The organism is Pseudomonas sp. DWP2-2 (assembly GCF_049897065.1).
In the GTDB taxonomy this organism is placed as follows: Bacteria; Pseudomonadota; Gammaproteobacteria; order Pseudomonadales; family Pseudomonadaceae; genus Aquipseudomonas; species Aquipseudomonas paracarnis.
In genome coordinates this window covers 323,122-350,117 of the sequence record NZ_JAFCVN010000006.1, presented here as the reverse complement: position 1 = coordinate 350,117, position 26,996 = coordinate 323,122, and the positions used below count along the sequence as shown (strand labels likewise).

Annotated in this window: 25 protein-coding genes and 2 pseudogenes; 18 read left to right on the top strand and 9 right to left on the bottom strand. The window is 60.5% G+C overall.

The features are described from left to right. Positions 1 to 17: 17 nt before the first annotated feature. On the bottom strand, positions 18 to 893 hold the full coding sequence (locus ACP7CZ_RS16580; protein WP_034128779.1) for a LysR family transcriptional regulator: 876 nt from the start codon (positions 891 to 893) through the stop codon (positions 18 to 20). Between the two features lie 114 nt (positions 894 to 1,007). Between ACP7CZ_RS16580 and ACP7CZ_RS16575 the strand changes: the two genes are divergently transcribed. The 3 genes from ACP7CZ_RS16575 to catA are packed head-to-tail and all read left to right on the top strand — an operon-like array spanning position 1,008 to position 3,407. Next, positions 1,008 to 2,135, top strand: coding sequence for a muconate cycloisomerase family protein (locus tag ACP7CZ_RS16575; protein WP_054897005.1), 1,128 nt, complete (start codon positions 1,008 to 1,010; stop codon positions 2,133 to 2,135). 12 nt (positions 2,136 to 2,147) lie between these two features. After that, positions 2,148 to 2,438 carry a muconolactone Delta-isomerase gene (gene catC / locus ACP7CZ_RS16570; RefSeq protein ID WP_003194105.1) on the top strand — a complete coding sequence of 97 codons (291 nt, stop codon included), beginning with the start codon at positions 2,148 to 2,150 and terminating at the stop codon, positions 2,436 to 2,438. 39 nt (positions 2,439 to 2,477) lie between these two features. Beyond that, positions 2,478 to 3,407 carry a catechol 1,2-dioxygenase gene (gene catA, locus ACP7CZ_RS16565; RefSeq protein ID WP_034128778.1) on the top strand — a complete coding sequence of 310 codons (930 nt, stop codon included), beginning with the start codon at positions 2,478 to 2,480 and terminating at the stop codon, positions 3,405 to 3,407. Between the two features lie 150 nt (positions 3,408 to 3,557). Here catA and ACP7CZ_RS16560 read toward each other — a convergent pair whose 3' ends face one another. Further along, positions 3,558 to 4,031, bottom strand: coding sequence for an Lrp/AsnC family transcriptional regulator (locus tag ACP7CZ_RS16560; RefSeq protein ID WP_003176072.1), 474 nt, complete (start codon positions 4,029 to 4,031; stop codon positions 3,558 to 3,560). Positions 4,032 to 4,175: 144 nt separating this feature from the next. Here ACP7CZ_RS16560 and kynU point away from each other — a divergent pair, with 144 nt between their 5' ends. After that, positions 4,176 to 5,426 (top strand): kynureninase, encoded by a 1,251-nt coding sequence (gene kynU / locus ACP7CZ_RS16555; protein ID WP_089042343.1) that lies wholly within the window; start codon positions 4,176 to 4,178, stop codon positions 5,424 to 5,426. 132 nt (positions 5,427 to 5,558) lie between these two features. Next, positions 5,559 to 6,986 carry an amino acid permease gene (locus ACP7CZ_RS16550; protein WP_034128766.1) on the top strand — a complete coding sequence of 476 codons (1,428 nt, stop codon included), beginning with the start codon at positions 5,559 to 5,561 and terminating at the stop codon, positions 6,984 to 6,986. Between the two features lie 15 nt (positions 6,987 to 7,001). Here the strand turns inward: ACP7CZ_RS16550 and ACP7CZ_RS16545 are convergent, their stop codons facing one another. Continuing rightward, positions 7,002 to 7,916 carry a LysR substrate-binding domain-containing protein gene (locus tag ACP7CZ_RS16545; protein WP_089042344.1) on the bottom strand — a complete coding sequence of 305 codons (915 nt, stop codon included), beginning with the start codon at positions 7,914 to 7,916 and terminating at the stop codon, positions 7,002 to 7,004. Between the two features lie 185 nt (positions 7,917 to 8,101). Here ACP7CZ_RS16545 and ACP7CZ_RS16540 point away from each other — a divergent pair, with 185 nt between their 5' ends. From ACP7CZ_RS16540 to ACP7CZ_RS16525, 4 genes are all read left to right on the top strand, one after another. Continuing rightward, positions 8,102 to 8,866, top strand: coding sequence for a sulfite exporter TauE/SafE family protein (locus tag ACP7CZ_RS16540; protein ID WP_089042345.1), 765 nt, complete (start codon positions 8,102 to 8,104; stop codon positions 8,864 to 8,866). Positions 8,867 to 8,908: 42 nt separating this feature from the next. Beyond that, positions 8,909 to 9,805 carry a LysR family transcriptional regulator gene (locus ACP7CZ_RS16535; protein ID WP_072447259.1) on the top strand — a complete coding sequence of 299 codons (897 nt, stop codon included), beginning with the start codon at positions 8,909 to 8,911 and terminating at the stop codon, positions 9,803 to 9,805. Positions 9,806 to 9,908: 103 nt separating this feature from the next. Continuing rightward, positions 9,909 to 10,802 (top strand): NAD-dependent epimerase/dehydratase family protein, encoded by an 894-nt coding sequence (locus tag ACP7CZ_RS16530; protein ID WP_072447257.1) that lies wholly within the window; start codon positions 9,909 to 9,911, stop codon positions 10,800 to 10,802. Between the two features lie 197 nt (positions 10,803 to 10,999). Beyond that, positions 11,000 to 12,445, top strand: coding sequence for a SulP family inorganic anion transporter (locus tag ACP7CZ_RS16525; RefSeq protein WP_072447255.1), 1,446 nt, complete (start codon positions 11,000 to 11,002; stop codon positions 12,443 to 12,445). A 121-nt stretch (positions 12,446 to 12,566) separates the two neighbouring features. Here ACP7CZ_RS16525 and ACP7CZ_RS16520 read toward each other — a convergent pair whose 3' ends face one another. Beyond that, positions 12,567 to 12,941, bottom strand: coding sequence for a lysozyme inhibitor LprI family protein (locus ACP7CZ_RS16520; RefSeq protein ID WP_294166102.1), 375 nt, complete (start codon positions 12,939 to 12,941; stop codon positions 12,567 to 12,569). 189 nt (positions 12,942 to 13,130) lie between these two features. On the opposite strand from ACP7CZ_RS16520, the gene ACP7CZ_RS16515 reads away from it, so the two are divergent. The 5 genes from ACP7CZ_RS16515 to ACP7CZ_RS16495 all read left to right on the top strand — a co-directional run bounded on the left by ACP7CZ_RS16515 (position 13,131) and on the right by ACP7CZ_RS16495 (position 19,901). After that, complete coding sequence (locus ACP7CZ_RS16515; RefSeq protein ID WP_057975041.1) at positions 13,131 to 14,534, top strand: gluconate:H+ symporter; 1,404 nt, start codon at positions 13,131 to 13,133, stop codon at positions 14,532 to 14,534. Positions 14,535 to 14,554: 20 nt separating this feature from the next. Further along, positions 14,555 to 15,415, top strand: coding sequence for a MurR/RpiR family transcriptional regulator (locus tag ACP7CZ_RS16510; RefSeq protein WP_034128758.1), 861 nt, complete (start codon positions 14,555 to 14,557; stop codon positions 15,413 to 15,415). 1 nt (position 15,416) lies between these two features. Then, positions 15,417 to 16,895: an N-acyl-D-amino-acid deacylase family protein gene (locus tag ACP7CZ_RS16505; RefSeq protein WP_294166109.1), complete on the top strand. Its 1,479-nt coding sequence runs from the start codon at positions 15,417 to 15,419 to the stop codon at positions 16,893 to 16,895. A gap of 113 nt (positions 16,896 to 17,008) precedes the next feature. Continuing rightward, positions 17,009 to 19,456 carry a dermonecrotic toxin domain-containing protein gene (locus tag ACP7CZ_RS16500; protein ID WP_054896980.1) on the top strand — a complete coding sequence of 816 codons (2,448 nt, stop codon included), beginning with the start codon at positions 17,009 to 17,011 and terminating at the stop codon, positions 19,454 to 19,456. Positions 19,457 to 19,532: 76 nt separating this feature from the next. Then, positions 19,533 to 19,901 (top strand): glyoxalase superfamily protein, encoded by a 369-nt coding sequence (locus ACP7CZ_RS16495; protein ID WP_054896979.1) that lies wholly within the window; start codon positions 19,533 to 19,535, stop codon positions 19,899 to 19,901. A gap of 75 nt (positions 19,902 to 19,976) precedes the next feature. Here the strand turns inward: ACP7CZ_RS16495 and ACP7CZ_RS16490 are convergent. Then, positions 19,977 to 20,573 (bottom strand): annotated as a pseudogene (locus tag ACP7CZ_RS16490) (methyl-accepting chemotaxis protein); the annotation flags it as partial. 306 nt (positions 20,574 to 20,879) lie between these two features. After that, a pseudogene (locus tag ACP7CZ_RS16485) lies at positions 20,880 to 21,896 on the bottom strand (methyl-accepting chemotaxis protein); the annotation flags it as partial. A 255-nt stretch (positions 21,897 to 22,151) separates the two neighbouring features. Here ACP7CZ_RS16485 and ACP7CZ_RS16480 point away from each other — a divergent pair. Further along, positions 22,152 to 22,769 carry an FKBP-type peptidyl-prolyl cis-trans isomerase gene (locus ACP7CZ_RS16480; RefSeq protein ID WP_034128752.1) on the top strand — a complete coding sequence of 206 codons (618 nt, stop codon included), beginning with the start codon at positions 22,152 to 22,154 and terminating at the stop codon, positions 22,767 to 22,769. A gap of 60 nt (positions 22,770 to 22,829) precedes the next feature. Here the strand turns inward: ACP7CZ_RS16480 and ACP7CZ_RS16475 are convergent, their stop codons facing one another. From ACP7CZ_RS16475 to ACP7CZ_RS16465, 3 genes are all read right to left on the bottom strand, one after another. Then, complete coding sequence (locus ACP7CZ_RS16475; RefSeq protein WP_005791321.1) at positions 22,830 to 23,087, bottom strand: hypothetical protein; 258 nt, start codon at positions 23,085 to 23,087, stop codon at positions 22,830 to 22,832. A 160-nt stretch (positions 23,088 to 23,247) separates the two neighbouring features. After that, positions 23,248 to 23,589, bottom strand: a complete 342-nt coding sequence (locus ACP7CZ_RS16470) for a zinc ribbon domain-containing protein YjdM (RefSeq protein WP_034128750.1) — start codon at positions 23,587 to 23,589, stop codon at positions 23,248 to 23,250. 170 nt (positions 23,590 to 23,759) lie between these two features. Beyond that, entirely contained in the window at positions 23,760 to 24,728 is a 969-nt protein-coding gene (locus ACP7CZ_RS16465; RefSeq protein WP_003194086.1) for a polyprenyl synthetase family protein, read from the bottom strand. A 239-nt stretch (positions 24,729 to 24,967) separates the two neighbouring features. Here ACP7CZ_RS16465 and rplU point away from each other — a divergent pair, with 239 nt between their 5' ends. The 3 genes from rplU to cgtA all read left to right on the top strand — a co-directional run bounded on the left by rplU (position 24,968) and on the right by cgtA (position 26,990). Beyond that, positions 24,968 to 25,282 (top strand): 50S ribosomal protein L21, encoded by a 315-nt coding sequence (rplU, locus tag ACP7CZ_RS16460; RefSeq protein WP_007950961.1) that lies wholly within the window; start codon positions 24,968 to 24,970, stop codon positions 25,280 to 25,282. Positions 25,283 to 25,316: 34 nt separating this feature from the next. After that, a complete protein-coding gene (rpmA, locus tag ACP7CZ_RS16455; RefSeq protein WP_003176049.1) occupies positions 25,317 to 25,574 on the top strand; it encodes a 50S ribosomal protein L27 in 258 nt (85 codons plus the stop codon). A 192-nt stretch (positions 25,575 to 25,766) separates the two neighbouring features. Next, positions 25,767 to 26,990: an Obg family GTPase CgtA gene (cgtA, locus tag ACP7CZ_RS16450; RefSeq protein ID WP_003194084.1), complete on the top strand. Its 1,224-nt coding sequence runs from the start codon at positions 25,767 to 25,769 to the stop codon at positions 26,988 to 26,990. The last annotated feature ends 6 nt before the right edge of the window (positions 26,991 to 26,996 follow it).

The window sequence follows — 26,996 nt, the reverse complement described above, 5'->3', positions numbered from 1 at the left end:
CGGTGTTTGGGAAAATCTCAGATCAACTCTTCAACCAGTTGCAGGCAATGAGTCAGCCCCGGCGACTGGTCATTCACCCGCCGGCTCAGAATGATCGGCGAAGTCGCAGTGGCCTCCACAATCGGCGTATAGCCAATATCCGCCCGATGCAGCACCTGCACCGACGCCGGCACCAACGTCACCCCCATACCTGCGCCCACCAGGCCAATAGCGGTCTGCAATTCGTTGGTCCACTGCGCCACCTTCAGGCTCAAGCCATGGGCGTCGAACAGCGCGATCACATGGTCGGCATAACTGGGGCGCGGGTTGCCGGGGTAGAGCACAAAGGGTTCGCCGGCCAACTGGGCGAGGGTGGCCGGGGCGCCCAGCAACGGGTGACCACTGGGCAGCACTGCTACCAGGCGGTCCTCCACCAGTACGCGCTGGACGATGGCCGGATCGTCGATGCGAATCCGCCCGAAGCCTACGTCAATGCGGCCAGCCTTGAGCGCTTCGACCTGCTGCAAAGTGGTCATCTCCGACAAACCCAGCTCCAGCTCCAGGGCCTCGTGAGTGCGCAGGCGCCGAATCAGCTCCGGCAGCACGCCATACAAGGTCGACGGCGCAAAGCCGATGCCCAGCCAGGTTTTCTCGCCTTGGCCGATGCGCCGGGTGGTGTCGCAGACCTTGCCCAGTTGTTCGAGCAGCACACTGGCATGCTCATAGAAAAACCGTCCGGCCTCTGTCAGCCGCAAGGGCCGGCTGCGCTCCAGCAGCACCACCCCCAGTTCGTCCTCCAGTTGCTGGATCTGCCGGCTCAAAGGCGGCTGGGCGATATGCAAGCGTTCGGCAGCTCGGGTGAAGTTGAGGGTCTCGCCCAGCACCTGGAAATAGCGCAAGTGACGCAGTTCCATATCGACTCCTTTCATACCTTGAGGGTATCGCACGAGACCAATTCTATATTGGAAGCCCAAAAAAATGCGGAACAGAATCGACGTAAATTTATAAAGAACCCAATGGGTATTGCCATGCCGATTTGCACCATCGAGTCGATTGAAACTGTCATCGTCGACCTGCCCACCCTTCGCCCGCACAAGCTGGCGATGCACACGATGCAAAACCAGACCCTTGTCATCATTCGCCTGCGTTGCACCGACGGCATCGAAGGCATCGGTGAAGCCACCACCATCGGCGGCCTGAGCTACGGCAACGAGAGCCCCGACAGCATCAAGGTCAACATCGACTGTCACTTCGCGCCGCTGTTGATCGGCCAGGACGCGAGTAACGTCAACGCGGCGATGTTGCGCCTGGAGCGCAGTATTCGCGGCAACACCTTTGCCAAGTCCGGTATCGAAAGCGCCTTGCTCGACGCCCTTGGCAAACGCCTCGGGCTCCCGGTCAGCGAGCTGCTGGGCGGGCGTGTGCGTGATGCGTTGCCGGTGGCCTGGACCCTGGCCAGCGGTAATACCGAACAGGACATCAACGAGGCCGAGAAAATGCTCGACCTGCGCCGCCACCGTCTCTTCAAATTGAAGATCGGCGCGGGGGAGGTCAACCGCGACCTGGCCCATGTGATCGCGATCAAAAAAGCCCTGGGCGAGCGCGCCAGTGTGCGCGTCGACGTCAACCAGGCCTGGGATGAAGCCGTGGCCCTGCGGGCGTGCAAGGTGCTCGGCGACAACGGTATCGACCTGATCGAACAACCGATCTCGCGCAACAACCGTGGTGGTATGACTCGGCTCAACCTGTCGAGCCCGGTGCCGATCATGGCCGATGAGTCCATCGAGTGTGTCGAGGATGCATTCAACCTGGCCCGTGAAGGCTCGGCCACAGTGTTCGCCCTCAAGATCGCCAAGAATGGCGGCCCTCGCGCTGTATTGCGCACGGCGGCGATTGCCGAAGCGGCTGGCATCGGCCTGTACGGCGGCACCATGCTCGAAGGCGGCATTGGCACCCTGGCTTCGGCCCATGCCTTTCTCACGCTGAACACCCTGGCGTGGGGCACCGAATTGTTCGGCCCGCTGTTGCTCACCGAAGACATCCTCACCGAGCCACCGGTGTACCGCGATTTCCAGCTGCACGTTGCCAGCGCGCCGGGCCTGGGCCTGGCGCTCGATGAAGAGCGCCTGGCGTTCTTTCGCCGTGACAAACACTAAGAGGCCTCTGCCATGTTGTTCCACGTAAAAATGACCGTGAACCTGCCCCTCGACATGCACCCCGAGCGTGCCGCCAGCCTCAAGGCCGAGGAGAAAGCCTTGGCTCAGCGCCTGCAAGAGGAGGGCAAATGGCGCCACCTGTGGCGCATCGCCGGGCATTACGCCAACTACAGCGTGTTCGATGTCGACAGCGTGCAGGACCTGCACGACCTGCTGATGCAACTGCCGTTGTTCCCCTACATGGCCATCGAAGTGAACGCGCTGTGCCGCCATCCGTCGTCGATCCATGCGGACGACCGCTGAGCCGGCTTCCACCTATAACTACAAGATGAGGAATGCACCATGTCCATCCGCCTGTCCCAGACTGCCCACGCCCAACAGTTTCTCGAAGAAGCCAGCGGTAATCTCAATGACGCGGGCAACCCGCGCACCAAGGCGCTGATCTATCGGATCCTGCGTGACACCGTGAACATCATCGAAGACCTGGAAGTGACCCCGGAAGAATTCTGGAAGGCGGTCAACTACCTCAATGAACTGGGCAAAAACCAGGAGGCCGGCCTGCTTGCCGCCGGCTTGGGCCTGGAGCATTACCTGGACCTGTTGATGGATGCCGCCGACGAGGAGGCCGGCAAGTCGGGCGGCACGCCGCGCACCATCGAAGGCCCGTTGTACGTGGCCGGTGCGCCGCTGTCCAAGTACGAGGCACGGCTGGATGACGGCAAGGACGACGCGGTGCCGTTGTTCATGCGCGGGCAAGTACGCGATACCGAGGGCAAGCCGTTGGCAGGGGCGATTGTCGATGTGTGGCAGGCCAACACGGGCGGGACCTATTCGTGGTTCGACCCGGCGCAATCGGAATTCAACCTGCGTCGGCGCATCGAGACCGACGCCCAGGGCAACTACCGTTTTCGCAGCATCGTGCCTTCAGGCTACGGCTGCCCACCGAGCGGGCCGACGCAACAGTTGCTTGACCAACTGGGGCGCCACGGGCAACGGCCGGCGCATATCCACTTCTTCATCTCGGCGCCGGGGCACCGGCACCTGACCACGCAGATCAACCTGTCGGATGATCCGTACCTGCACGATGACTTTGCCTATGCCACCCGGGATGAACTGATTGCCGAGATTCGCTTCAGTGACGATCCGCAACTGGCGCGCGAATTTGGCGTGCAAGGGCGGTTTGCGCAGATTGATTTTGACTTTGAGTTGCAGGTGGCGGATGCGCCAATAGAGCAGCAGCGCATGCAACGAGTCCGCGCCCTCGAAGACTGATCTGTGGGAGCTGGCTTGCTGTGGCGAGGGAGCTTGCTCCCGCTCGACAGCGAAGCTGGAGCCGGCTTTTGGGGGCGCTGCGCACCCCAGCGGGAGCAAGCTCCCTCGCCACAGCAAGCCAGCTCCCACATTGGTTTTTTGGTGATTTAGTTATTTGCGCACGACCAGGTCCAACACCTCATCCCGGTCTTTGATCTTCTGCAGCACTATCTCCGAGCGGATATCCATCACCCCCGCCGTGCGGTTCAGATGATTCACGATAAAGTCCGAAAAGTGCTTGAGGTTGCGCGCCTGCACCCGCAGCACATAGTTGCTGGCGCCGGTGATTACATAGGCGCTCGCCACCTCCGGCCAGCCTTGCACCTTCTTGATAAACGTCTCATGCCAGTCCTCCACATCCTGGCGCAGCGACAGGTGCACGATGGCTTCCAGCTCGATTCCCAGCTGTTCGGCGTTCAATACCGCGCGGTAACCGCTGATGATTCCCTCGCTCTCCAGCAGGCGCAAACGGCGCAGGCATGCAGACGGCGACAGCGCGACTTTTTCCGCCAATTCCTGGTTGCTGATGCGGCCATCCTGTTGCAGGAAATGCAGGAGGCGCAGGTCGGTAGCGTCGAGAATCATGCTTGGAAGATATCCGCGTGTTTGGAGGTTAAATTCGAATTTTCTACAGCTTAAATAGCCGTTCACCCACCACTTTGCACGAAAATTCTCTAAAAGTTCGTTCATTATTTGGTTCATCCTCACTTATAAAAACCAGGACGACCCATGACCACTCGAAGCCATTGCCAAGCCCTCGACGCCCAGGACCCGTTGGCCCACCTGCGTGCCCAATTCGCCTTGCCCGAAGGCGTGATCTACCTCGATGGCAACTCCCTCGGCGCTCGCCCGGTGGCGGCGCTGGAGCGGGCACAACAGGTGATCGCCGAGGAGTGGGGCAATGGCTTGATTCGTAGCTGGAACAGCGCCGGCTGGGCGGATTTGTCCCTGCGCCTGGGCAATCGCCTGGCGCCATTGATTGGTGCGCGTGAGGGCGAGGTGGTGATCACCGATACCACCTCGATCAACCTGTTCAAAGTGCTCAGCGCCGCCTTGAGTGTGCAGCGCCAACGTACACCTGCGCGCAAGGTCATCGTCAGCGAAGCGAGCAACTTTCCCACCGACTTGTACATCGCCGAAGGCTTGGCCGAATTGCTGCAACAAGGCTATTCCTTGCGCCTGGTGAACAGCCCGGCGGAACTTCCCCAGGCTATCGATGCGGACGTGGCGGTGGTGATGCTCACCCACGTCAACTACAAGACCGGCTATATGTACGACATGGCGGCCCTGACCGCGCTGAGCCACGAGTGCGGCGCGCTGAGCATCTGGGACCTGGCGCATTCGGCGGGCGCGGTGCCTGTCGACCTGCATCAGGCCAATGCGGATTATGCGATTGGCTGCACCTACAAATACCTCAACGGCGGACCGGGCTCCCAGGCCTTTGTGTGGGTCAACCCGGCGTTGGTGGATGTGGTGCGCCAGCCGTTATCGGGTTGGTTCGGGCATACCCGGCAGTTCGCCATGGAGTCCACCTACGCCCCCAGCGCCGGCATTGCCCGCTACCTCTGCGGTACGCAGCCGATTACCTCGTTGGCCATGGTGGAATGTGGCCTGGAGATTTTTGCCCAGACCGACATGGTGCGCCTGCGGACTAAGTCCCTGGCCTTGACTGACCTGTTCATTGCGTTGGTCGAAAGTCGTTGCGCCGCCCACGGCCTGGAGCTGATCACCCCGCGTGAACACACCCGGCGCGGCAGCCACGTCAGCTTTGAACACCCCGAAGGTTACGCCGTGATCCAGGCCCTGATCGCCCGAGGCGTGATCGGCGATTACCGCGAACCGCGGATCATGCGCTTTGGTTTCACGCCGTTGTACACCAGCTTTACCGAAGTGTGGGACGCCGTGGAAATCCTCGGAGAAATACTCGACAACGCCACCTGGGACCAGCCGCAATTCAAAGTCCGCAACAGCGTTACTTAAGAGCAACACAGATCAAATGTGGGAGCTGGCTTGCCTGCGATAGCGTCGGTGCATTCACTACCGTTATCGCAGGCAAGCCAGCTCCCACAGGTTCAGCGTCAGCCACTATCACAATAATAAAGGGGCACACCAGTGACCACGCCAGACAACGGCTTTGCAGAGATTACCCACCGTGAACTGGGCCTGAGGCGCCAGCTCACTTCCGGCCAGATGAGCATGATCGCCATCGGTGGCGCCATCGGCACCGGGCTGTTCATGGGCAGCGCCTACGCCATTGGTTATGCCGGGCCGAGCGTGCTGGTGAGCTACGCCATCGGTGCGTTGATTACCTTGCTGCTGATGGGCTGCCTGGCGGAGATGACGGTGGCCCATTCCACCTCCGGCTCCTTTGGCGCTTACGCCGAGTTCTACATCAGCCCGTTGGCCGGGTTCCTGGTGCGCTATGCCTACTGGGCGGCGATTGTGCTGGCGGTGGGGGCCGAGGTCACGGCGGTGGCTATGTACATGAAGTACTGGTTCGCCAACGTGCCGGAGTGGGTGTGGATCGTGTCGTTTTCCAGTGTGCTGATCCTGCTCAATGCGATCAGCGTGAAGACCTTCGGCAACTTCGAATACTGGTTCTCGACGATCAAGATCAGCGCCATTGTCGGTTTCATCATCCTGGCGGTGTATGTGGTGTTCGGCTCCGGTAACCCTGACTACGGGGTGCAGAACTACACGGCCCACGACGGCTTTTTCCCCCATGGCTTGAGTGGCATGTGGATCGCGGTGATCGTGTCGATCTTCAGCTACCTCAGTGTCGAGATGATCGCCGTGGCCGCCGGTGAAGCCGCCGACCCGGAGCAGGCAGTGAAGAAAGCCTTCCGCGCTACCATCGTGCGGCTGGTGGTGTTCTATCTGCTGACCCTGGCGCTGATGCTCGCCATCGTGCCGTGGAACCAGGCCGGTCAGGCCCAGAGCCCGTTTGTCACAGTGATGCAGACCATCGGCATTCCTGGTGCCACCGGGGTGATGAATTTCGTGATCCTGATCGCGGCGCTGTCGGCCATGAACAGTCAGCTCTACATCACCACGCGCATGATGTTCAGCCTCTCGCGCGCTGGTTTTGCGCCCAAGTCCATGGGCGCGCTGAGCAAGAACGGCATCCCGCTCAACGCATTGCTGCTGTCCAGTTCGGGCATTGCCCTGGCGACGTTGCTCAACGTGGTGTACCCGGAAAGTTCGTTCACCCTGATGATGGCGATCTCGATGTTTGGCGCAATCTTCACCTGGTTCATGATCTTCCTCACTCACCTGTTTTTCCGCCGCTATCGCAAGCGTCATGGCGGGGCGAAGTTGTCGTTCCAGTTGCGCCTGTTTCCCTACAGCACGTTGCTGGGGTTGGTGCTGATGGGGGCGGTGATGATCACCACCTATTTCACCGACGCCTTCAAGATGACACTGGTGTTTGGCGTGCCGTTCCTGCTGATCTTGTCGGCGGTTTACTACACCTTCTTCCACAAACGCGCATCATCTGTAGGAGCGAGCTTGCTCGCGAAGAACCCGAGAGCGCCGCGTTAAACCTGATAGCTCGCGTTATCGTTGGCGATCTTCGCGAGCGAGCTCGCTCCTACAAGGGGGGGCGGTGAGCGCAGCGAGTAATGTGCTGACGTAACCGGGCAGTTGCTCGAACGAGCGTGCGCATAACAACAGTTTGCGGCAGGCCCATTCTTCTTGCAGGGGGTGGGCTTTGAAGCGCCGTGCAGGTGGCCAACGGTCCAAGGCGGCCTGAGGCACGATGCCCAGGCCCGCACCGCCGGCGACCATGCGAATCACCCCATCAAAACCGTCGGCGCGAATGCGCGTCTGCAAGCGAAAGCCCGCGTGCAGTGCCTGTTCTTCCAGGTAAACCGCCAACGCGCTGTTGGCCGCCAGGCCCACGTAGTCGTATTGCAAGCTCTCGATAAAACTCGCGCTGGTCAACGGGTGGTCCAGGGGCATGATCAGCACCAGCGGGTCGTCGCGAAACGCCAGGGTCTGCAAGCCGTGAGTGTCTACCGCATCGGAAATAATCCCCAGCTCGGCGGTGCCCTGGCGCAAGGCGTGGGTGATGCGCAGGCTGGGCAATTCTTGCAGGTCGATATCGAGGTTGGGGTGCTCGCGCAAAAACTGAGCGAGCAGTTCAGGCAGGTACTCGCTAAGGGCGGTGGTATTGCACAGCAGGCGTACCTGGCCTTTGACGCCGTTGGCGTATTCGGCCAGGTCTTGCTGCAGATGGTCGGCCTGCTGCAACAGCAGGCGGGCATGCCGCGCCAGGGCTTTGCCCGCGGGTGTCGGGGTCACGCCACGGCGGCCGCGCTCGAGAAACGCGATGCCCAGTGAAGACTCCATGGCTCGGATGCGTGCGCTGGCGGCAGCCAGGGACAGGTGGCTGCGGGCCGCGCCGGCGGTGATATTGCCGGTGTCCAGGATGTGCAGGTAGAGGCGCAGGTCGATGAGGTCAAAGTGCATGAAGTTTCCCAGTGACTGGAAGGGCCTCATCGCAGGCAAGCCAGCTCCCACACTTGAATGTATTCACAATTCCAGATGTGGGAGCTGGCTTGCCTGCGATAGCGTCATCAGCCTCACACAAAACAAGAGGCTGGCTCAGTATATGGCGAATTTTCAGCCACTCTCCAGCCCTGCACAATCGGTGCATGAATACCTTCCTCGCGTTCTACCAAAACCTCGGCCCCGCCCTCACAGCGCTGGTCATCACCACCTTCCTGCTGGCCGGTACGGTGAAGGGCGTCATCGGCCTGGGCTTGCCCACTGTAGCCATGGGCATGCTTGGCCTGGCTATGCTGCCGGCGCAGGCTGCGGTATTGCTGATCATTCCTTCGACGGTGACCAACCTCTGGCAACTGTCCTTTGGCGGGCACTTGGGTGCCTTGCTCAAACGCCTGTGGCCGATGCTGTTGCTGATCTTCCTCGGCACCGGGCTGGGCACCTTGTGGCTGGGCATGGGTAGCGGACCTTGGGTGGTGCGTGCCCTGGGCGCGGCTTTACTGGTGTATGCGCTGAGCGGGTTATTCCTGCCAACCTTCAAGGTTGCGCCTCGAACCGAGCGCTGGCTGGGCCCCTTGTGCGGGGTGATCACCGGCATCATTACCTCGGCCACCGGTGTCTTCGTGATCCCGGCGGTGCCGTACCTGCAAGCGCTGGGCTTGAGCCGTGATCAGTTGGTGCAGGCGCTGGGGCTGTCGTTCACCGTGTCGACGTTGGCACTTGCCGCCGGGCTGGCCTGGCGCGGGGCACTGGGCGGCGGTGAAATGGGCGCGTCATTGCTGGCGTTGGTGCCGGCATTGCTGGGGATGTGGCTGGGTCAGGTGGTGCGCCGACGCATCAGTGCGCTGTGGTTCAAACGTGGATTTTTCACCGGCATGGCGTTGCTGGGAGGCCATTTGTTGCTGGCTGGTTAATAATGAGCGGGCACGTGTCAGCCGATAAATGAAGGACCGCCCGTGAAAGCCCGTTCCGATGAGCTACAGATCTTCGTCAGCGTGATTGAATGCGGCTCGATTTCCGCCGCCGCCGAAAAAGTCGGGCAAACGCCATCGGCAGTCAGCCGCACCTTGTCGCGCCTGGAAGCCAAGCTCGACACCACCTTGATCAACCGCACCACGCGGCGCATGGACCTGACCGAGGAGGGCAAGTACTTCTTCGAGCAGGCCAAGCTGATCCTGGCGCAGATGGATGAGCTGGAAGAGCGCCTGTCATCGCGCCAGAAAAAACCGGCCGGCCGCCTGCGTATCAATGCCGCCGTGCCGTTCATGCTGCATGGGGTCGTGCCGTATATCGCCGAATTTCGCAGCCTTTACCCGGATATCCAGTTGGAGCTCAACAGCGATGATTTGATCATCGACCTGCTGGAGCAAAGCACCGACATCGCCATTCGCATCGGCGCCCTTGCCGACTCGACCCTGCATGCGCGTTTCCTGGGCAGCACGCCGCTCCATGTTCTGGCCAGCCCCGGATACCTCAAGCAATACGGCACGCCGACGACCGTTGCCGAGTTGGCTGATCATACCTTGCTGGGCTTCACCCACACCGAGACCCTCAACCACTGGCCGCTGCGTCACGGCGAAGGTGACCGCTGGCTGATTCAGCCCGGCGTCAGCGCGTCCAGTGGCGAAACCCTGCGTCATTTGGCGCTGCAGGGGCAGGGCATTTGTTGCCTGTCGAATTTCATGACCGTCGATGACATCGACGCCGGCCGTCTGGTGCCCATATTGGAGGTATTCAACAGCGGTTATCGCCAGCCGATCCACGCGGTGTTCTATCGCAACTCGCAATTGGCACTGCGCATCCAGTGCTTCCTGGACTTTATTCAGGCCAAGCTGGCGCGGTATGCGCGCTGATTCGTGACCTGAGCGCAAGAGTGAATTGGGCCGCACGGGCTTATTCGGCAGTAGTGGGGGCTGGATACTGGGCGCATCACTTACCCAGTCAGGAGCAACCTCCATGAATGTATTCGTTACCGGTGCAGCAGGGTTTATCGGCGGTTCGATCGCCACCGGCCTGGTCAACGCCGGCCATCACGTCACCGGCCTCGTGCGCAGCGCCGAGCAAGCCGCCGAAATGACTGCCCTGGGCATCACGCCGGTGATCGGCACCCTCGACGACGCAGCGGTATTGACCGAGCAGGCGCAGAAGGCCGATGCGGTGATCAACGCCGCCAGCAGCGACCATCGCGGTGCCGTAGAAACCTTGCTGGCTGCCTTGAAAGGCTCAAACAAGCCGTTCCTGCACACCAGCGGTTCGAGCATCGTCGGCGATGCGTCGGGCGGCAAGGCCAGTGAAGTCATCTACTTTGAAGACAACCTGCCAGAGCCGACCGTCGACAAGGCCGCACGCGTGGCGATCGACAACCTGATCCTTGCGGCGGCCAATGACGGTGTGAATTCGGCGGTGATCTGCAACACCCTGATCTACGGCCACAGCCTGGGCGTAAAGCGTGACAGCGTGCAATTGCCACGCTTGCTCAAGCAGGCGCGCAAAAGCGGGGTAGTGCGCCATGTGGGCAGCGGGCAGAACATCTGGTCCAACGTGCATATTGAAGATGTGGTCGCCCTGTATCTGCTGGCGCTGACCAAAAACGTCCCGGGTACGTTCTACTTTGTGGAAAGCAGCGAAGCAGCATTCATCGACATGACCACGGCGATTGCCCAAGCGCTGAACCTGGGTAAACCACAGGATTGGTCATTGGCCGAGGCTGAGGCCGAGTGGGGGTATGAAATGGCCAACTATGGCTTGGGCTCCAATAGCCGAGTGCGCGGCAAGCACGCTCGTGAGCTGTTGGGTTGGGTGCCCAAGCGTACTTCGGTGGTGGAGTGGATTCGCGACGAGATGGTGTGATGTTCGCTTAGCACCGCGGTGCGGCCTTCGCGAGCAAGCCAGCTCCCACATTTGAATCTATTCACAGATCCAAATGTGGGAGCTGGCTTGCTCGCGAAAGGGGAGACTCGGTGTATCGGACCTGACACTTCACTAGCCCCACCCGCCGCAATTCCGTACCATCCCCCGCCTAATCCCCCGCAATTCCCTGGTACTCCATGAACCTCACCCGTCTGCGCGCCGACGCCCTGGCCGGCCTCACCACGTCTTTCGCCTTGCTGCCCGAATGCATCGCCTTTGCGCTGGTGGCTCATCTCAACCCGCTGATGGGCCTCTACGGTGCTTTCATCATTTGTACCCTCACCGCGTTGTTCGGCGGCCGCCCGGGCATGGTCTCGGGCGCCGCCGGTTCGATGGCGGTGGTGATCGTCGCGCTGGTGGTGCAACACGGCGTGGAGTATTTGCTGGCGACGGTACTGCTGGGCGGGTTGATCATGGTCGCTTTCGGCCTGCTGCGCCTGGGCAAGCTGGTGCGCATGGTGCCGCATTCGGTGATGCTCGGCTTCGTCAACGGCCTGGCGATCATCATTGCGCTGGCGCAACTGGAGCATTTCAAGAGCGGTGAAACCTGGCTCAGCGGCACGCCGCTGTACGTGATGGCCGGGCTGGTGGCGGCGACCATGGCCATTGTGTATCTGTTGCCCCGCCTGACCCGTGCCGTACCGCCAGCGCTGGTGGCGATTCTGGGTGTGGGCCTGGCGGTGTACCTGCTTGGCCTGCCGACGCGCACCTTGGGCGATATGGCGCACATCGCCGGTGGCTTGCCGACTTTCGCCCTGCCGCAGATCCCCTGGACCCTGGAAACCCTCGGCATCATCGCGCCCTACGCGTTTTTGATGGCGATGGTTGGCCTGTTGGAAACCTTGCTGACCCTCAACCTCACCGACGAAATCACCGAGACCCGTGGTTATCCTGACCGCGAAAGCGTGGCCCTGGGCGCGGCGAATATGGTCTCGGGCGTGTTTGGCGGCATGGGTGGTTGCGCGATGATCGGGCAAACCGTGATCAACCTCAGCTCCGGCGGGCGTGGGCGTTTCTCCGGGGTATTTGCCGGGGTGATGATTCTGTTGTTCATTCTGTTCCTGTCGCCACTGATCGAGCGGATCCCGCTGGCGGCGTTGGTGGGCGTGATGTTCGTGGTGTCGCAACAGACCTTCGCCTGGGCATCGTTGAGGGTGATCAACAAGGTGCCGCTCAATGATGTGCTGGTGATCATGGCGGTTACGATCATTACGGTGTTCACCGACCTGGCCACCGCCGTACTGTGCGGTATCGTCATCGCCGCGCTGAACTTCGCCTGGCAGCAGGCGCGGGAACTGTACGCCGATGAACACCTTGAGGCCGATGGCAGCAAGCTCTATCGGCTGCATGGCACGTTGTTCTTCGCCTCGACCACGCCGTTTTTGAATCAGTTCGACCCGGCCAACGACCCGGCCCAGGTCACACTGGATTGCCGTCACCTGAGCTTTGTCGACTATTCGGCGATTGCCGCCCTGATGACCCTGCGCGAGCGCTACACCAAGGCTGGCAAGCACCTGCGGGTGCTGCATTTATCCGAGCGCTGCAAAAAACTGCTCAAGCGCGCCAAGGTTCATCACGACTGATTGAGCCCCTGTGGCGAGGGAGCTTGCTCCCGCTGGCGTGCGAAGCGCGCCCAGGATTTTGGGGCCGCTGCGCAGCCCAGCGGGAGCAAGCTCCCTCGCCACAGGGGTGGAGCTGTAGCAGTTACGGGCCGACCAGGTCTTCCAGCTCCTGGGCGCGGGTCTGGGTCATGTCCAGCACGCAGCCTGAGCCGTTTACCTGATCAATCGTGCCGTCGGTGGCGCTGCCTGCGAAGGCGCAGTTGGCGTCGCGGTATTTGATCCACAGGCGCTGCACGTCTTGCAGTTGCTGTTTGCGCGGCCCTTCCTGGGCGGCGAGGGCGGTTTTGTAGGCGCGGTTCAGGCGGTCGTCCTGCACCTTGGTTTGCCGGGCGTTGCAATTGACCATGTCGGCGGTGGTATTGGCGCTGTCCATGCATTTTTTCAAGGCAGGGTTGTCGGCGGCATAAGCGCTGCTGCACAAGAGCAGGACGCTGGCGGCAATTGTGGTGCGAATCATGAGCGGGTTCCTGGGCAATGGATGCGCATTCTATGACTCAAGGGCAGCGACTGAGTTTCCGCCTTCTCTGATCTTCATGTAAGAACACCCCCCGAATTTTCATCCACCCATGTCGGGCATATCCCCAAGCGACAGCGCTTATCCGTGGGCGAAAATTACTTTCATGAAAATTGAAAATGCTCCTCGGGAATGATTTATGAGTTTCACAACCAATTCGACGTGACCCTTTCCGAGGAGTACCGCATGGCCGCATCACCGGGCTTCGGGCTGTTGGCATACGCTGCCATCGCCATCATTGCATTGATCGTGCTGATCGCACGCTACCGACTCAACCCCTTTATCGTGATTACCCTGGTGTCCATCGGCCTGGCGCTGATGGCCGGGATGCCGGCGGACACCATCATGGGCTCGTACGAGGCGGGTGTCGGCAAGACCCTGGGGCATATCGCCCTGGTGGTGGCGCTGGGCACCATGCTCGGCAAGATGATGGCCGAGTCGGGCGGCGCCGAACAGGTGGCGCGCACGCTGATCAACCGCTTCGGTGAGCGCAATGCCCACTGGGCGATGGTGTGTATTGCGTTTCTGGTGGGGCTGCCGCTGTTTTTCGAGGTCGGCTTTGTGTTGCTGGTGCCGATTGCCTTTACCGTGGCGCGGCGCGTGGGCGTGTCGATCCTGATGGTCGGGCTGCCGATGGTCGCCGGCCTGTCGGTGGTGCATGCGTTGGTGCCGCCGCACCCGGCGGCAATGATGGCGGTGCTGGCCTATAACGCCTCGGTCGGGCAGACGGTGCTGTATGCGATTTTGATTGGTATCCCCACGGCGATCATCGCGGGTCCCGTCTACGCCAAGTTCATCGTGCCGCACATCCATTTGCCGGCGCAAAACCCGCTGGAGCGCCAGTTCATCGAGCGTGAACCGCGTACACGCCTGCCCAGCTTTACGCTGACCATGGGCACCATCCTGTTGCCGGTGGTGCTGATGATGATCGGCGGCTGGGCCAACGTGATTTCTACGCCGGGCAGCGGTTTCAACCAGTTCCTGTTGTTTATCGGCAACTCGGTGATCGCCCTGTTGGTGGCGACCCTGGTGAGTTTCTGGACCTTGGGCCTGGCCCAGGGCTTCAACCGCGAGTCGATTCTCAAGTTCACCAACGAATGTCTGGCGCCGACCGCCAGCATTACCTTGCTGGTGGGCGCGGGCGGTGGTTTGAATCGCATCCTGGTGGACGCTGGTGTTACTCATGAAATCCTTGGCCTGGCCCATGCGTTCCAGTTGTCGCCGCTGGTGATGGGCTGGCTGTTCGCCGCGTTGATGCGTGTCGCCACCGGCTCGGCCACGGTGGCCATGACCACCGCGTCCGGGGTGGTCGCGCCGGTCGCCTTGGGCCTGGGTTATCCACACCCTGAATTGCTGGTGTTGGCGACCGGTGCAGGCTCGGTGATCTTTTCCCACGTGAACGACGGCGGCTTCTGGCTGATCAAGGAATACTTCAATATGACGGTCATCCAGACCTTCAAGACCTGGACCGTACTCGAGACCCTGATTTCGCTGGTCGCCTTCGGCCTGACCTACGGTCTGTCCCTTGTGTTATGAGCCTGTAACCCGGAGCCCCCATGGACATCCTCTATCAGATCCGCGCCCGCCAGGACACTTTCAGTGCCGGCGAAGGGCGTATTGCCAAGCTGATGCTTGAGGATGTGGGCTTTGCCGCGTCCGCCAGCCTGGAGGAACTGTCGCAACGGGCTGAGGTGAGTACCGCCACCTTGTCACGCTTCGCCCGCAGCGTGGGCTGCCGTGACTTGCGCGATTTGCGCCTGCAGTTGGCCCAGGCCAGCGGCGTGGGCAGCCGCTTCCTGGACCCGGCGGGCAAGCCAGAACAGTCAGCGTTTCATCGGCAGATTCTGGGGGATATCGAGGCGACGTTGCGTCAGCACCTTTCGGGCTTCAATCAGCGCAGCTTTGGCGATGCGGTCAAGCTGTTGGGCAAGGCTCGGATGATCCATGCGTTCGGCATGGGCGGGCCGTCGAGCCTGTGCAGCGATGAGTTGCAGGTGCGCCTGGTGCGTCTGGGCTATCCGATTGCCGCCAGCCACGACCCTGTGATGATGCGTGTCACGGCGGCGACCCTGGGGCCCGAACATGCCGTGATCGCCTGCTCACTCACGGGCCTGACCCCGGAGTTACTGGAGGTAGTGACGCTGGCGCGCAACTACGACGCGCGGATCATTGCCATCACCCTTGCCGATTCGCCGCTGGCGCAGTTGGCGGATGTCGTGCTGCCGCTGCAATCGGCGGAAACCAGTTTTATCTACAAGCCCACTGCGGCCCGCTACGGCATGCTGCTGGCTATCGACCTGCTCGCCACCGAGTTGGCGCTGGCCCTGCCGGACGACAACCAGGAACGCCTGCGCCGGATCAAACTGGCGCTGGACGATTACCGCGGCGGCCCTGGTAGCCTGCCGCTTGGAGATTGATATGAAGTACGACACGCTGATTCGCCAGGCGCTGATCATCGATGGCAGTAACACCCCAGGGTATGTCGCCGATGTGGGCGTGCAGGCAGGGCGCATCCGTACGATTGGCGACTTGTCCACAGCCCAGGCCGAGCAGATCATCGACGGCCATGGCCGGGTATTGGCACCGGGTTTTATCGACGTGCACACCCACGACGACACGGTAGTGATTCGCCAGCCGCAGATGCTGCCCAAGCTCAGCCAGGGCGTGACCACGGTGATTGTCGGCAACTGTGGTATCAGCGCTTCGCCGGTGAGTTTGCGCAGCGACCCGCCGGACCCGATGAACTTATTGGGCAACCGTGAGCAGTTCTGTTATCCGCGGTTCAGCGATTATCGCAACGCGGTGCAGGGCGCCCATCCGGCAGTGAACGTCGCGGCATTGATCGGTCACACGGCGCTGCGCAGCAACCATATGGACGACCTGCATCGCACCGCCACACCGTATGAAATCGCGGCCATGCGCGTGCAGTTGCAAGAGAGCCTGGAGGCCGGTGCCCTGGGGTTATCCACAGGCCTGGCCTATGCCAGCGCCTTCAACGCCAACACCGATGAAGTGCTGCAGCTCGTTGAGGAGCTGACGGCCTACGGCGCGGTGTACACCACGCATTTGCGCAGTGAGTTCGAGCCAGTGCTGGAAGCAATGGATGAGGCGTTTCTGATCGGTCGACACGCCAGGGTGCCGGTGATCATTTCCCACCTTAAATGCGCCGGTGCCGGTAACTGGGGGCGCAGCCCGCAGCTGTTGGCGGCCCTGGAAGCAGCGGCAAAAGATCATCCGGTGGGTTGTGATTGCTACCCCTATGCCGCCAGCTCCTCGACCCTGGACCTCAAGCAGGTGACTGACGCGTTTCGCATCACCATCACTTGGTCCACACCGCACCCGCAAATGGGCGGGCGTGATTTGCAGGAGATTGCCGCCGAGTGGGGCGTTTCGCTGATGGATGCCGCCCGCCGTTTGCAACCTGCGGGGGCGGTGTACTACGGCATGGATGAGGCGGATGTACGGCGCATTCTTGCGCACCCATTGTCGATGGTGGGGTCGGATGGGTTGCCTGAAGATCCGTTTCCTCATCCGCGCTTGTGGGGCGCTTTCCCACGGGTGCTAGGGCATTTCAGCCGGGATGTCGGATTGTTCCCGTTGTACACGGCGATACACAAAATGACCGGGCTGTCGGCGGCGCGTTTCGGCTTGGCCCAAAGAGGAGAAATTCGCGAGGGGCACTGGGCTGACCTGGTGCTCTTCGACCCTGCGCGGGTGCGTGACATGGCGGATTTCAAGACGCCTCAGCGTGCGGCCGAAGGGATTGAGCGTGTGTGGGTAAACGGCGTCTTGAGCTACAGCGAAGGGCAGTCGAACACACGGCGTGCGGGTCGTTTTCTGGCGCGCAGCGGTGATTTGCGCCGAGGTTTTCAGCTTGGTGCGCGGGATGCGATCTGACAGTGATCGGCCCGATAGCGTGTCTGAATATGGCCAATCAGCGCTTACAAAAAGCTAATTGATTGCAAAGGACGGCTCTCTAGCATGTGCAGGTCTTATTACGGAGAGCCTGTATGAACACTCAGCCTGTAAGCCCCAGCCAACTCGCTAACCGGGCCGGCAACGCCGTCATTTCATCTACCGTCACGTCGCCTGACGCCGCGGTGAATGAGGGCGTCGATGCGATGTCGGCGTTCCCTTTTCCGCGTGACACGATCAAAGGCTGGATCCAGGAAAAAGTCTGGAACCTGACCAATCAATGGATCGACCCCGACAAGGTATACCTGCATCAGTTTTCTCCTGCCAACAGTACCCACACTGGCAGCGCCGTGACCGGGTGGGAACATCGCGGAGTTCCCGAGTCGTCCATGACGCTGACCGATGCCGTGGCCAGTGATTTTTTCTCGGCGGAACGCTACGGCACGGCCGGCAAGGCTCAGGCGCTGGCGCATTTCGTGTCTTCGAATACCAGCCCGTTTTCGTTGCTGGACAGCGAAAGTGTGCCGGATTTTTTCAGCCGGCTGGGCAAGTTCATTTTCGACCGGACGGGGCCGGGATACCTCTACTCGAAAATTCACGATGACGTGCCCAACGCCGTGGAGACCTGGCGTGATCTGGACGCCGCCTATGGCCTGTACCTGGATGGGCCGGGAAGGGGCACCTACGACGCCGGCAACCAACTGCGCATGAAGCCCAGCGAGCTGTTGAACCTGGTGCGTGAGGGGGACCTGCAGAAAAAGGTGATGACCAGGCTGGACAATTTTTGGATGCAGCACGGCGACGAGTGGCGGATGCTGGCCAAGCAACAGTTCGTGATGGAGGCCCGGGCCGCGCGCGCCCTCAACCAACAAGACTCCAGCCAGGGCCTTAGCCCGCAGGCTTATGCCGAGGTGATGAAAGCGGCGGCGTCAGGTGTACCGCTCGAGGGGCCGATGTCCAAGGCCCAGTTACAGGCGCAGACGACGCCGGGTCCGGACACCAGGGTGTTTTGCTTCGATATCAATGGTTATAAGTCCAATGACATCCTGCGCTTCATCTCCAAGAGTGGTACCGAAACCCTCTATGTCCCCGGCGCAAAACCCGCGATCCAGACTTTCAAGGACCGAGCCGCCGTGGACCAGTGGGTGCTCGAACAAAGCAAGGACCCCGCCAAAGCCAAGGTGCTGGAGGAACATTTCTCGCTGCGTGATCGTCAGCAGGGCGTGTTTGGCGCCCTGAGTGCCAACGGCGTGGACGTCACCCTGGCCAAGCTGGGTGCAGGCACCCAGGCAGCGAATGACAGTGTTATCGATACTTTGAATTATCCAATCGGCGGGGACGTGTTTTCCTTCATGGCCAGCCAGACACGCCAACGCATCGACAATGATGCAGACACCGAAATGAAATCCAACGCCGAAGTGCGCAAGGACGACGCACTGGCTCTGTTGCAAGCCGGCAACGCAATATTCTCCATCCCCATGGCCTTGCTCGGGCCTATTGGTCTGGCGCTTGGCGCCGTCTCTTACACGGCACAGGTAGGAATGGAAATCGACCAGGCCGTGGAGGGTGACACTCAGGCCGAGCGCAAGAATGGGCTGCATTCGGCTGTGATGGACGTCGCGACGATGGCTTTTTTTCACGCCCTCGGCAAGGCCGGCCCTTCCACGGCCGATCCCGCTGTCGAGTCCGGCGCTCAACCGACGACGGCGCAAAAGCCGTTTTTCAACTATCGCCGCGTGAACGGGCAGATCGGTGTGCTGATGAGTCCGACCGAACCTGCGCGGCTACCCGAAAAACCAGCAAACGGGTTGAATCCTGCGTGGGACCCATCCATGGAGATTTACCTGCAAGGGGGGGCCAAGCGTCCCTCAGTGCAGCCCCGTTATGAGATCGTCGAGGAGGGCCCGTCTACGGCGAAGAAGCCCAAACTCGAGGACTCGGAAAACGAACTGTCGGAGAATGAGGAGTCGCCGTCTTCGGTGGTTTCCGATGCCACGTCCTCCGGGGATTACGAGCCGTACGACGATAGCAACGTGCTCAAGGTCAATCCGTTCAAGGCCGGCGTCCAGGTGCCTGATGGTGGGTATTTCAACAGTCGAGGCATGATTGAACGTACCGATATACCCAAGTTGTACCGCGTCGAAAAGGCGGATCGCGTAGAGCGTCGCGGTGATCCGGCAAATTATGGTTTTCGGGACTCAAACTTCTTTTCCGGGCCTGCAAAAATGATGGACGGCAATGTCGTGATGGCGTCTCGCTCAAAGGCGGCGGCGATACATTTTGGTGATGCTGCACTCGGCGGCAAGTACCACCTTTACGAAATCGACAGTCGCGGTGTTCCCGTCGTCTCTTTCAACGAAAATATCGAGGTAAACCCGCAGTTCGTCGAGGCTCGCCAGTGTGTGGCGCCTGGCACCATCGAGCGGATGCGCAAGTCGGGCCACTTGAATCAGTTTGAAGAAAGTTCCTATGAGTTCGATGAAGTGCATGTGGACAATAATCAACTGTCGAGCGCAAGGATCAGGGAAATTCACAACCATTGAGCGTGTTCACTTTGAGCGCTTGCTGAGCTAGGGTGGTCGCTCGCCAGCAACGAGCGACCGGCACTTGGAGAGTTAAATGCACTTAGGAAAAGTCACCCCCATCCTGCGGATTTTCGACGAGGCCAAGGCGTTGGAGTTCTACGTCGATTTCCTGGGGTTCAAGGTCGATTGGCAGCATCGCTTCGAGGCGAATTTTCCGTTGTACGTGCAAGTGTCGCTGGGGGAGTGTGTGCTGCACTTATCCGAGCATCATGGCGATGCTTCGCCAGGGGCGGCTGTGCGGGTCCAGGCCCAAGGGGTCGATGCGTATCAGCAGCAATTGCTGGGCAAGGAATACCGGTATGCCAAGCCTGGGGTGGAAGACACGCCGTGGGGGACGCGGGAGATGAGCATCAGAGACCCGTTTGGGAATCGATTGGTGTTTGTTGAGGAGAGCGAGGGCTGATTCTCCCATTGGCCTGTTCGCAGGTAAGGCCCTTGTGGCGAGGGAGCAAGCTCCCTCGCCACCATGGTTGTGGTGCTACACCCGGAAATGACTGACCATCTGCTGCAACTGGCTACCCAGGCGTGCCAGTTCAACACTCGACTTGGCTGTCTCATCACTGGCCGTAGCGGTCTGCTCAGACACGTCACGCACGTTCACGATACTGCGGCTGATCTCTTCCGCCACGGCGCTCTGTTGTTCGGCGGCTGCGGCAATCTGCTGGTTCATCGACTGGATATTCGACACGGTGCGGGTGATGTTTTCCAAGGATACCCCGGCCTTGCGCGTCAGTTCGACGCTGCTGTCGGTGAGGCTGCGGCTGTTGTTCATCACGCTGGCGACTTGTTGGGTGCCGTTCTGTAAGCCGGCCACCAGGCCTTCGATTTCCTCGGTGGACTTCTGTGTACGCTGCGCCAGGCCACGCACTTCGTCGGCGACCACGGCAAAGCCTCGACCAGCTTCCCCGGCACGCGCAGCTTCAATGGCGGCGTTAAGTGCCAGCAGGTTGGTCTGTTCGGCCACGGCCTTGATCACGTCCATCACGCTGCCGATCTTGTTGCTCTCTTGTTGCAGGTGCGTCATGGCGTCGGTGGAGCGCGCCACTTCGGCCGCCAGGCGTTCGATCTGGGCGATGGCTTCAGCCACCACTTTATCGCCTTCGCGGGCCTGGCCGTCAGCGTCGGAAGCGGCTTGGGAAGCCTGTTCGGCATTGCGCGCAACTTCCTGCACGGTGGCGGTCATTTCATGCATGGCGGTGGCGACCTGATCGGTCTCGATCTTCTGGCTGTTCACGCCGGCGCTGGTTTGCTCGGTCACGGCTGACAACTCTTCGGCGGCGCTGGCGATCTGAGTGACGCCGTCGCGAATGCCGCTGATCAGCTCGCGCAGGGTGGTGCCCATGCGCTGGATGCCTTGCTGCAACACGCCCAGTTCGTCGCGACGGGTCACCTGGATATTGTGGCTCAAGTCGCCCGAAGCGATGCGCTCCACCACGGCCAGGGTGTCCTGGATCGGGCGGGTGATCTGGCGGGTGATCACCCACGCGGCAATCACGCCGACCAACAGGGCCAGCAAGGTGCTGATCAGTTGCAGGCTGCGGGCCTGGGTGCTTTCGGCGTCGCGACGTTCCAGTTGGATGTCGTACAGCTTGTCGCTGATCGTCACGATGTCGGCGCCCTGAATGGTCATTTCGGCACGGGCGGTGACAATATTGGCATTGGCCGCCTTGTAGCTCTGCACGGCGCTGCGGTAGGCGCCTAGCGCGGTTTCCAGTGCGGACAATGCGCTTTGCTGGCCAGTACCGAAGGCAACGCTGAGGCCTTTCAAACCGGCGACAGCTTTTTCCAGCTGTGTAGCCGCACGGGCTTCGGTTTCTGCGTTGGGGCTATTGGTATAGCCGCGCACTTCGTAACGAGCCTGCATGAATTCGTTCTTGGCCTGGGTCACGGCCAGGAACTGCGTGAAGCGTTCCGGGCTGTCGGATGACTGCTGCACACTGGTTTCCAGCGCATTGATTTGCGCGTTGGCAATGTCGGCCTTGGCGCCCATGACATCGCGCGCAGCGTTGCCATTGCGGTACGCCTCGCGCATTTTGTTCAGGGACTGGCGGTAAGCGGTAATGACGGCTTTCTGCTCATTGAGCAGCTTGAGGTTTTCCGGGCTCTTGAAGCTGTCGAGCAGCTTCTGTTGCTGGGCGGCGAATGCATCGAGGCTGGTCTGCACGTTCTGCGCCACAGCTTCGTCGCCATTGGCCAGCATGTATTGCAAGCGCACGATACGCAGCTTGGTCAGCGAGGCATTGAGCTGGGTGATGTCGCTCATCCAATTGCTACGGTCGATCAAGCCTCCCAGGCTGGTCCAGCCAGTGAGTGCCAGGATCGAGGTGAGGACCAGCACCAGGCCGAAGCCCAGGCCGAGTTTGAGATTGACGCTGATGTTACCGAACCAGCTGTTCATCGAAAGCTCCTTGAAGAGTGATGTCTGTCTGCTGGACGGTGTGTTTTTGTTTGAGCCAGCCAAGATGTGTAGGGCTGTATCGGCGGGAAAGGATGATTCTGAAATACTTTTATTGTTCGTCGACGAAGGGTCGCCGGCGCGCAACCGCGATGCCGGGGTGGGGCTGATCACGGCCCGCTCATGTGTGCTAGTCTGCGGGCCCTTTTAGTTCTGGGCGGCGCGGGAAACCGTGGCGTCCTACAGCGGAGCCTCTTCATGTCCGAAGTTAATCTGTCCACCGACGAAACCCGCGTCAGCTACGGTATCGGCCGTCAGTTGGGCGACCAACTGCGCGACAACCCGCCACCGGGCGTCAGCCTGGACGCGATCCTGGCCGGCCTGACCGACGCATTCGCAGGCTCGCCAAGCCGTGTTGACCAAGAACAAATGGCGGCCAGCTTCAAGGTGATCCGCGAAATCATGCAAGCCGAAGCCGCTGCCAAGGCCGAAGCTGCAGCGGGCGCTGGCCTGGCTTTCCTGGCGGAAAACGCCAAGCGTGATGGCATCACCACCCTGGCTTCCGGCCTGCAATTTGAAGTGCTGACGGCCGGTACCGGCGCCAAGCCGACCCGTGAAGACCAAGTGCGTACTCACTACCACGGCACCCTGATCGACGGCACTGTGTTCGACAGCTCCTACGAGCGCGGCCAGCCTGCAGAATTCCCGGTGGGTGGCGTGATCGCCGGCTGGACCGAAGCCCTGCAACTGATGAATGCCGGCAGCAAATGGCGCCTCTACGTGCCGAGCGAACTGGCTTACGGCGCTCAAGGCGTTGGCAGCATCCCGCCGCACAGCGTTCTGGTATTCGACGTCGAGCTGCTCGACGTTCTGTAAGGCCTGCTGGTTACCTGTTGGGACGAACGCGTTCGCCCCAACAGGTATTTGCCAGTTTCTTCATGGATGGAACTTGCCATTCAAGTCGGTCGCCGGGCGCAACGCTCGTGCATAGCAGAACAGAAACAGATTCCTCACCACTTCCTTCAGCACACCAGGCTCACTGGAACTCAGGCCATTCACGTCCAGATCGCCCTGGTCCTGCAGCTCGTTCAGCGCTTCTTCCTCAAGCACCGCACAGACTTCACCGGTTTCCCGATGCAGGATTCGCAGGTAAGGGTGGGGGCGATCCAGCCAGGCATCTATCAAATAAGTCATGGTCGTTCTCCTTGATGGGTTTCAATGAGAATAATTCTTATTCGTAGAATAGCAAGCGTCTATTGGCAATTTCTGGGTTTTTCTGTGTGGGTATTGCGTTCGATCAACGCAGAGGGCGAAACGCCATCCCGCGGCGGGCGCGGGATGGAATGCAGCAGGTTCAGACTTTGCGCACGAACTCGGACTTGAGTTTCATCGGGCCGATCCCGTCGATCTTGCAGTCGATATCGTGGTCGCCGTCGCACAGGCGGATGTTCTTGACCTTGGTGCCGACCTTGACCACCAGGGAAGTGCCCTTGACCTTGAGGTCCTTGATCACGGTGATGGTGTCGCCATCCTGCAGGACGTTGCCCACAGAGTCTTTCTTCACGGTCTCATCGCCGACCACTTCGGCCTCGCCGTTGGCGGACCACTCATGGGCGCATTCCGGGCAGACCAGTTGGGCGCCGTCTTCGTAGGTGTATTCGGAATTGCATTTTGGGCAGGGTGGCAACGTGCTCACTAAAGCTCCTAGAAAGTCAGGGATGGCTAAAAGTCGCACATTATATAGGGTTTTAAACGCGGGTGGGGTTGGACTCGTCCTAATGTGGGAGCTGGCTTGCCTGCGATAGCGGCAGTGAATTCACTCCCGTCATCGCAGGCAAGCCAGCTCCCACATTAAACAGCGCGGAATCAGTGAGTACGGGCGACCGCAAACTCACTCAGCTCGACCAGGGCATCCCGGTATTCACTGGCCGGCAGCGCTTCCAGGCATGTGATCGCCCGCGCCACGTAGTCACGCGCCAGTTGCGCGGTGTACTCCAGGGAGCCCGAGGCTTCTACGGCGGCACGGATGGCTTCCAGGTCTTCGATCCCGCCTTTCTGGATCGCCTTGCGCACCAGGGCAGCCTGTTCCGGCGTGCCTTCGCGCATGGTGTAGATCAGCGGCAAGGTCGGCTTGCCCTCGGCCAGGTCGTCACCGACGTTCTTGCCCAGGGTTTCAGCGTCGCCCTTGTAGTCGAGCAGGTCATCCACCAGTTGGAACGCCACGCCCAGGTGATCACCGAACGTGCGCAGGGCCTCGGCCTGTTCGGCGGTGGCGCCACACAGCGCGGCTGCACTGTGGGTAGAGGCTTCGAAGAGCATCGCGGTTTTGCCGCGAATCACTTCCATATAGGTTTCTTCAGTGGTGCTGGCATCGCGGACTTTGGACAGTTGCAACACTTCGCCTTCGGCGATGATGCGTGTGGCCTGTGAAAGAATCTTCATCACGGGCATCGAGCCCAGTTCCACCATCATTTCGAACGAGCGCGAATACAGGAAGTCGCCCACCAACACGCTGGGCGCATTGCCCCACATCGCGTTTGCGGTCTCGCGACCACGGCGCATACCGGACATGTCGACCACGTCGTCATGCAGCAGGGTGGCGGTGTGCAGGAATTCGATCGTGGCGGCCAGTAGGCGCAGGTCATCGCCTTGACGGCCCAGGGCCTTGCCGCACAGCAACACTAATAAAGGACGCAGGCGTTTGCCGCCCGCCGACGTAATGTAGTCGCCAATTTTGGAGACCAGCGGCACTTTAGACGTCAGCTGCTGCTTGATGATGCCGTCGACGGCGCTAAAATCGTCCGCGACCGCGCGGTAGAAAGCTTGGGGTTGCATCAGCGACAGTCGCTCCAGAAGGGTTGCGCGGCATGCTAGGACCCTCACCCCCGGGTGTCAAGGCGCGATAGACGGCCCCTTGCAAGCCTCCCATAGCTTGCGTACAATCGCGCACCCTGAACTTCCTGGGCAGCACCTGCCTTACGCAATTGCATTCGGGACGTCCATCCCATGCAGCCATGCCAGCCAATACCTCTTCTTATAAAGCGCTGGGTGAGCAGGATTATCGGAGAAATACCATGTCGTACGCAGTAATTGTTACTGGTGGCAAGCAATACAAAGTCGCCCCAGGTGAATACCTGAAGATCGAGAAACTGGAAGTCGCTACTGGCGAATCCGTTACTTTTGATCGCGTTCTGTTGGTCGCCAATGGCGATGACGTGAACATCGGCGCTCCAGTTGTTGCTGGCGCTACCGTTGTGGCTGAAGTGATCTCCCAAGGTCGTCACGATAAAGTCCGCATCATCAAGTTCCGTCGTCGTAAGCACCACATGAAGCGTATGGGCCACCGCCAGTGGTACACCGAGATCAAAATCACCGGTATTCAGGCTTAATTTCAGCCTAATTCCTCACTAGGAGAATTGACTCATGGCACACAAAAAAGCTGGTGGTAGTACCCGTAACGGTCGCGACTCAGAAGCCAAACGCCTTGGCGTGAAGATGTATGGCGGCCAGAAAATCATTCCGGGCAACATCATCGTGCGTCAGCGCGGCACCCAATTCCACGCCGGTTACGGTGTTGGCATGGGTAAAGATCACACCCTCTTCGCTAAAATCGAAGGCGTGATCAAGTTCGAAGTAAAGGGCGCGTTCAACCGCCGTTACGTGAGCGTTGTCGCAGCTTAATTGCGAGATCGCTGGAAAAGCCCTGTCTTGCGACGGGGCTTTTTCGTTTGTGGAGTGAGTCTCTTGCAAAGCTGTTTGTGATGAGCTCAGGCGCAGGTTTGCGGTCGCTGATTGAGGTCGCTGCGCTCATTTTTGCAAGAGTCTTATGTCTTGGTTTCTTAAGCTCGTCCATGCGGCGAGAGGCGTTTTGTTATGAAGTTCGTTGATGAAGTTTCCATCCGAGTAAAAGCAGGCGACGGCGGTAACGGTTGCATGAGTTTCCGTCGCGAAAAATTCATCGAAAACGGTGGTCCAAACGGCGGTGACGGCGGTGACGGCGGTTCCATCTACATGATGGCCGACGAAAACCTCAACACCCTGGTCGACTACCGTTACACCCGGCACTTCGATGCCGAGCGTGGCTCCAACGGCGGCAGCACCGACTGCACCGGTAAAAAAGGTGAAGATCTGGTACTGCGCGTACCGGTCGGCACCACGATCATCGACTCTGCGACCCAGGAAGTGATTGGCGACCTGACCAAGGCCGGCCAGAAGCTGATGGTTGTGCAGGGCGGTTGGCACGGTCTGGGTAACACCCGATTCAAGTCCAGTACCAACCGTGCACCGCGCCAGACCACGCCGGGCAAGCCGGGCGAGCAGCGCGACCTGAAGCTGGAAATGAAAGTACTGGCGGACGTGGGCCTGCTGGGTCTGCCGAACGCGGGTAAAAGTACCTTCATTCGCTCGGTGTCGGCTGCCAAGCCGAAAGTCGCCGACTACCCGTTCACCACTCTGGTGCCAAACCTGGGTGTGGTCAGCGTCGACCGCTGGAAGAGCTTCGTGGTTGCCGACATTCCTGGCTTGATCGAAGGCGCTTCCGACGGTGCTGGCCTGGGCATCCGCTTCCTCAAGCACTTGTCCCGCACCCGTTTGCTGCTGCACCTCGTCGACATGGCGCCGCTGGATGACACCAGCGCCGCAGACGCCGCCGAAGTCATCGTCAGCGAGCTGACCAAGTTCAGCCCGGCCCTGGCCGAGCGCGATCGCTGGTTGGTACTGAACAAGTGCGACCAGATTCTTGAAGAAGAGCACGAAGAGCGCGTCAAGGAGATCGTTGATCGCCTGGAGTGGGAAGGTCCGGTCTACGTCATCTCGGCCATCGCCAAAGAAGGCACCGAGCGCCTGACCCGCGACATCATGCGTTACCTGGAAGACCGTGCCGACCGCCTGGCGGCCGACCCGGTGTACAAGGCCGAACTCGCCGAGCTCGACCAGCAGATCGAAGACGAAGCCCGCGCCCAGTTGCAGGCCCTGGACGACCAGCGTGCTCTGCGCCGCAGCGGCGTGAAGTCGGTCCACGACATCGGCGACGATGATTGGGACGAAGAAGACGTGGATGATGAAGACGGTCCGGAAATCATTTACGTGCGTGACTGATCCGTT

What these genes read in the sequence shown, in the direction of transcription:
- ACP7CZ_RS16580 (WP_034128779.1), bottom strand. Translation starts at nt 893, where the DNA reads ATGGAACTGCGTCACTTGCGCTATTTCCAGGTGCTGGGCGAGACCCTC.
- ACP7CZ_RS16575 (WP_054897005.1), top strand. Translation starts at nt 1,008, where the DNA reads ATGCCGATTTGCACCATCGAGTCGATTGAAACTGTCATCGTCGACCTG.
- catC (WP_003194105.1), top strand. Translation starts at nt 2,148, where the DNA reads ATGTTGTTCCACGTAAAAATGACCGTGAACCTGCCCCTCGACATGCAC.
- catA (WP_034128778.1), top strand. Translation starts at nt 2,478, where the DNA reads ATGTCCATCCGCCTGTCCCAGACTGCCCACGCCCAACAGTTTCTCGAA.
- ACP7CZ_RS16560 (WP_003176072.1), bottom strand. Translation starts at nt 4,031, where the DNA reads ATGATTCTCGACGCTACCGACCTGCGCCTCCTGCATTTCCTGCAACAG.
- kynU (WP_089042343.1), top strand. Translation starts at nt 4,176, where the DNA reads ATGACCACTCGAAGCCATTGCCAAGCCCTCGACGCCCAGGACCCGTTG.
- ACP7CZ_RS16545 (WP_089042344.1), bottom strand. Translation starts at nt 7,916, where the DNA reads ATGCACTTTGACCTCATCGACCTGCGCCTCTACCTGCACATCCTGGAC.
- ACP7CZ_RS16540 (WP_089042345.1), top strand. Translation starts at nt 8,102, where the DNA reads ATGAATACCTTCCTCGCGTTCTACCAAAACCTCGGCCCCGCCCTCACA.
- ACP7CZ_RS16530 (WP_072447257.1), top strand. Translation starts at nt 9,909, where the DNA reads ATGAATGTATTCGTTACCGGTGCAGCAGGGTTTATCGGCGGTTCGATC.
- ACP7CZ_RS16525 (WP_072447255.1), top strand. Translation starts at nt 11,000, where the DNA reads ATGAACCTCACCCGTCTGCGCGCCGACGCCCTGGCCGGCCTCACCACG.
- ACP7CZ_RS16520 (WP_294166102.1), bottom strand. Translation starts at nt 12,941, where the DNA reads ATGATTCGCACCACAATTGCCGCCAGCGTCCTGCTCTTGTGCAGCAGC.
- ACP7CZ_RS16515 (WP_057975041.1), top strand. Translation starts at nt 13,131, where the DNA reads ATGATTTATGAGTTTCACAACCAATTCGACGTGACCCTTTCCGAGGAG.
- ACP7CZ_RS16510 (WP_034128758.1), top strand. Translation starts at nt 14,555, where the DNA reads ATGGACATCCTCTATCAGATCCGCGCCCGCCAGGACACTTTCAGTGCC.
- ACP7CZ_RS16505 (WP_294166109.1), top strand. Translation starts at nt 15,417, where the DNA reads ATGAAGTACGACACGCTGATTCGCCAGGCGCTGATCATCGATGGCAGT.
- ACP7CZ_RS16500 (WP_054896980.1), top strand. Translation starts at nt 17,009, where the DNA reads ATGAACACTCAGCCTGTAAGCCCCAGCCAACTCGCTAACCGGGCCGGC.
- ACP7CZ_RS16495 (WP_054896979.1), top strand. Translation starts at nt 19,533, where the DNA reads ATGCACTTAGGAAAAGTCACCCCCATCCTGCGGATTTTCGACGAGGCC.
- ACP7CZ_RS16480 (WP_034128752.1), top strand. Translation starts at nt 22,152, where the DNA reads ATGTCCGAAGTTAATCTGTCCACCGACGAAACCCGCGTCAGCTACGGT.
- ACP7CZ_RS16475 (WP_005791321.1), bottom strand. Translation starts at nt 23,087, where the DNA reads ATGACTTATTTGATAGATGCCTGGCTGGATCGCCCCCACCCTTACCTG.
- ACP7CZ_RS16465 (WP_003194086.1), bottom strand. Translation starts at nt 24,728, where the DNA reads ATGCAACCCCAAGCTTTCTACCGCGCGGTCGCGGACGATTTTAGCGCC.
- rplU (WP_007950961.1), top strand. Translation starts at nt 24,968, where the DNA reads ATGTCGTACGCAGTAATTGTTACTGGTGGCAAGCAATACAAAGTCGCC.
- rpmA (WP_003176049.1), top strand. Translation starts at nt 25,317, where the DNA reads ATGGCACACAAAAAAGCTGGTGGTAGTACCCGTAACGGTCGCGACTCA.
- cgtA (WP_003194084.1), top strand. Translation starts at nt 25,767, where the DNA reads ATGAAGTTCGTTGATGAAGTTTCCATCCGAGTAAAAGCAGGCGACGGC.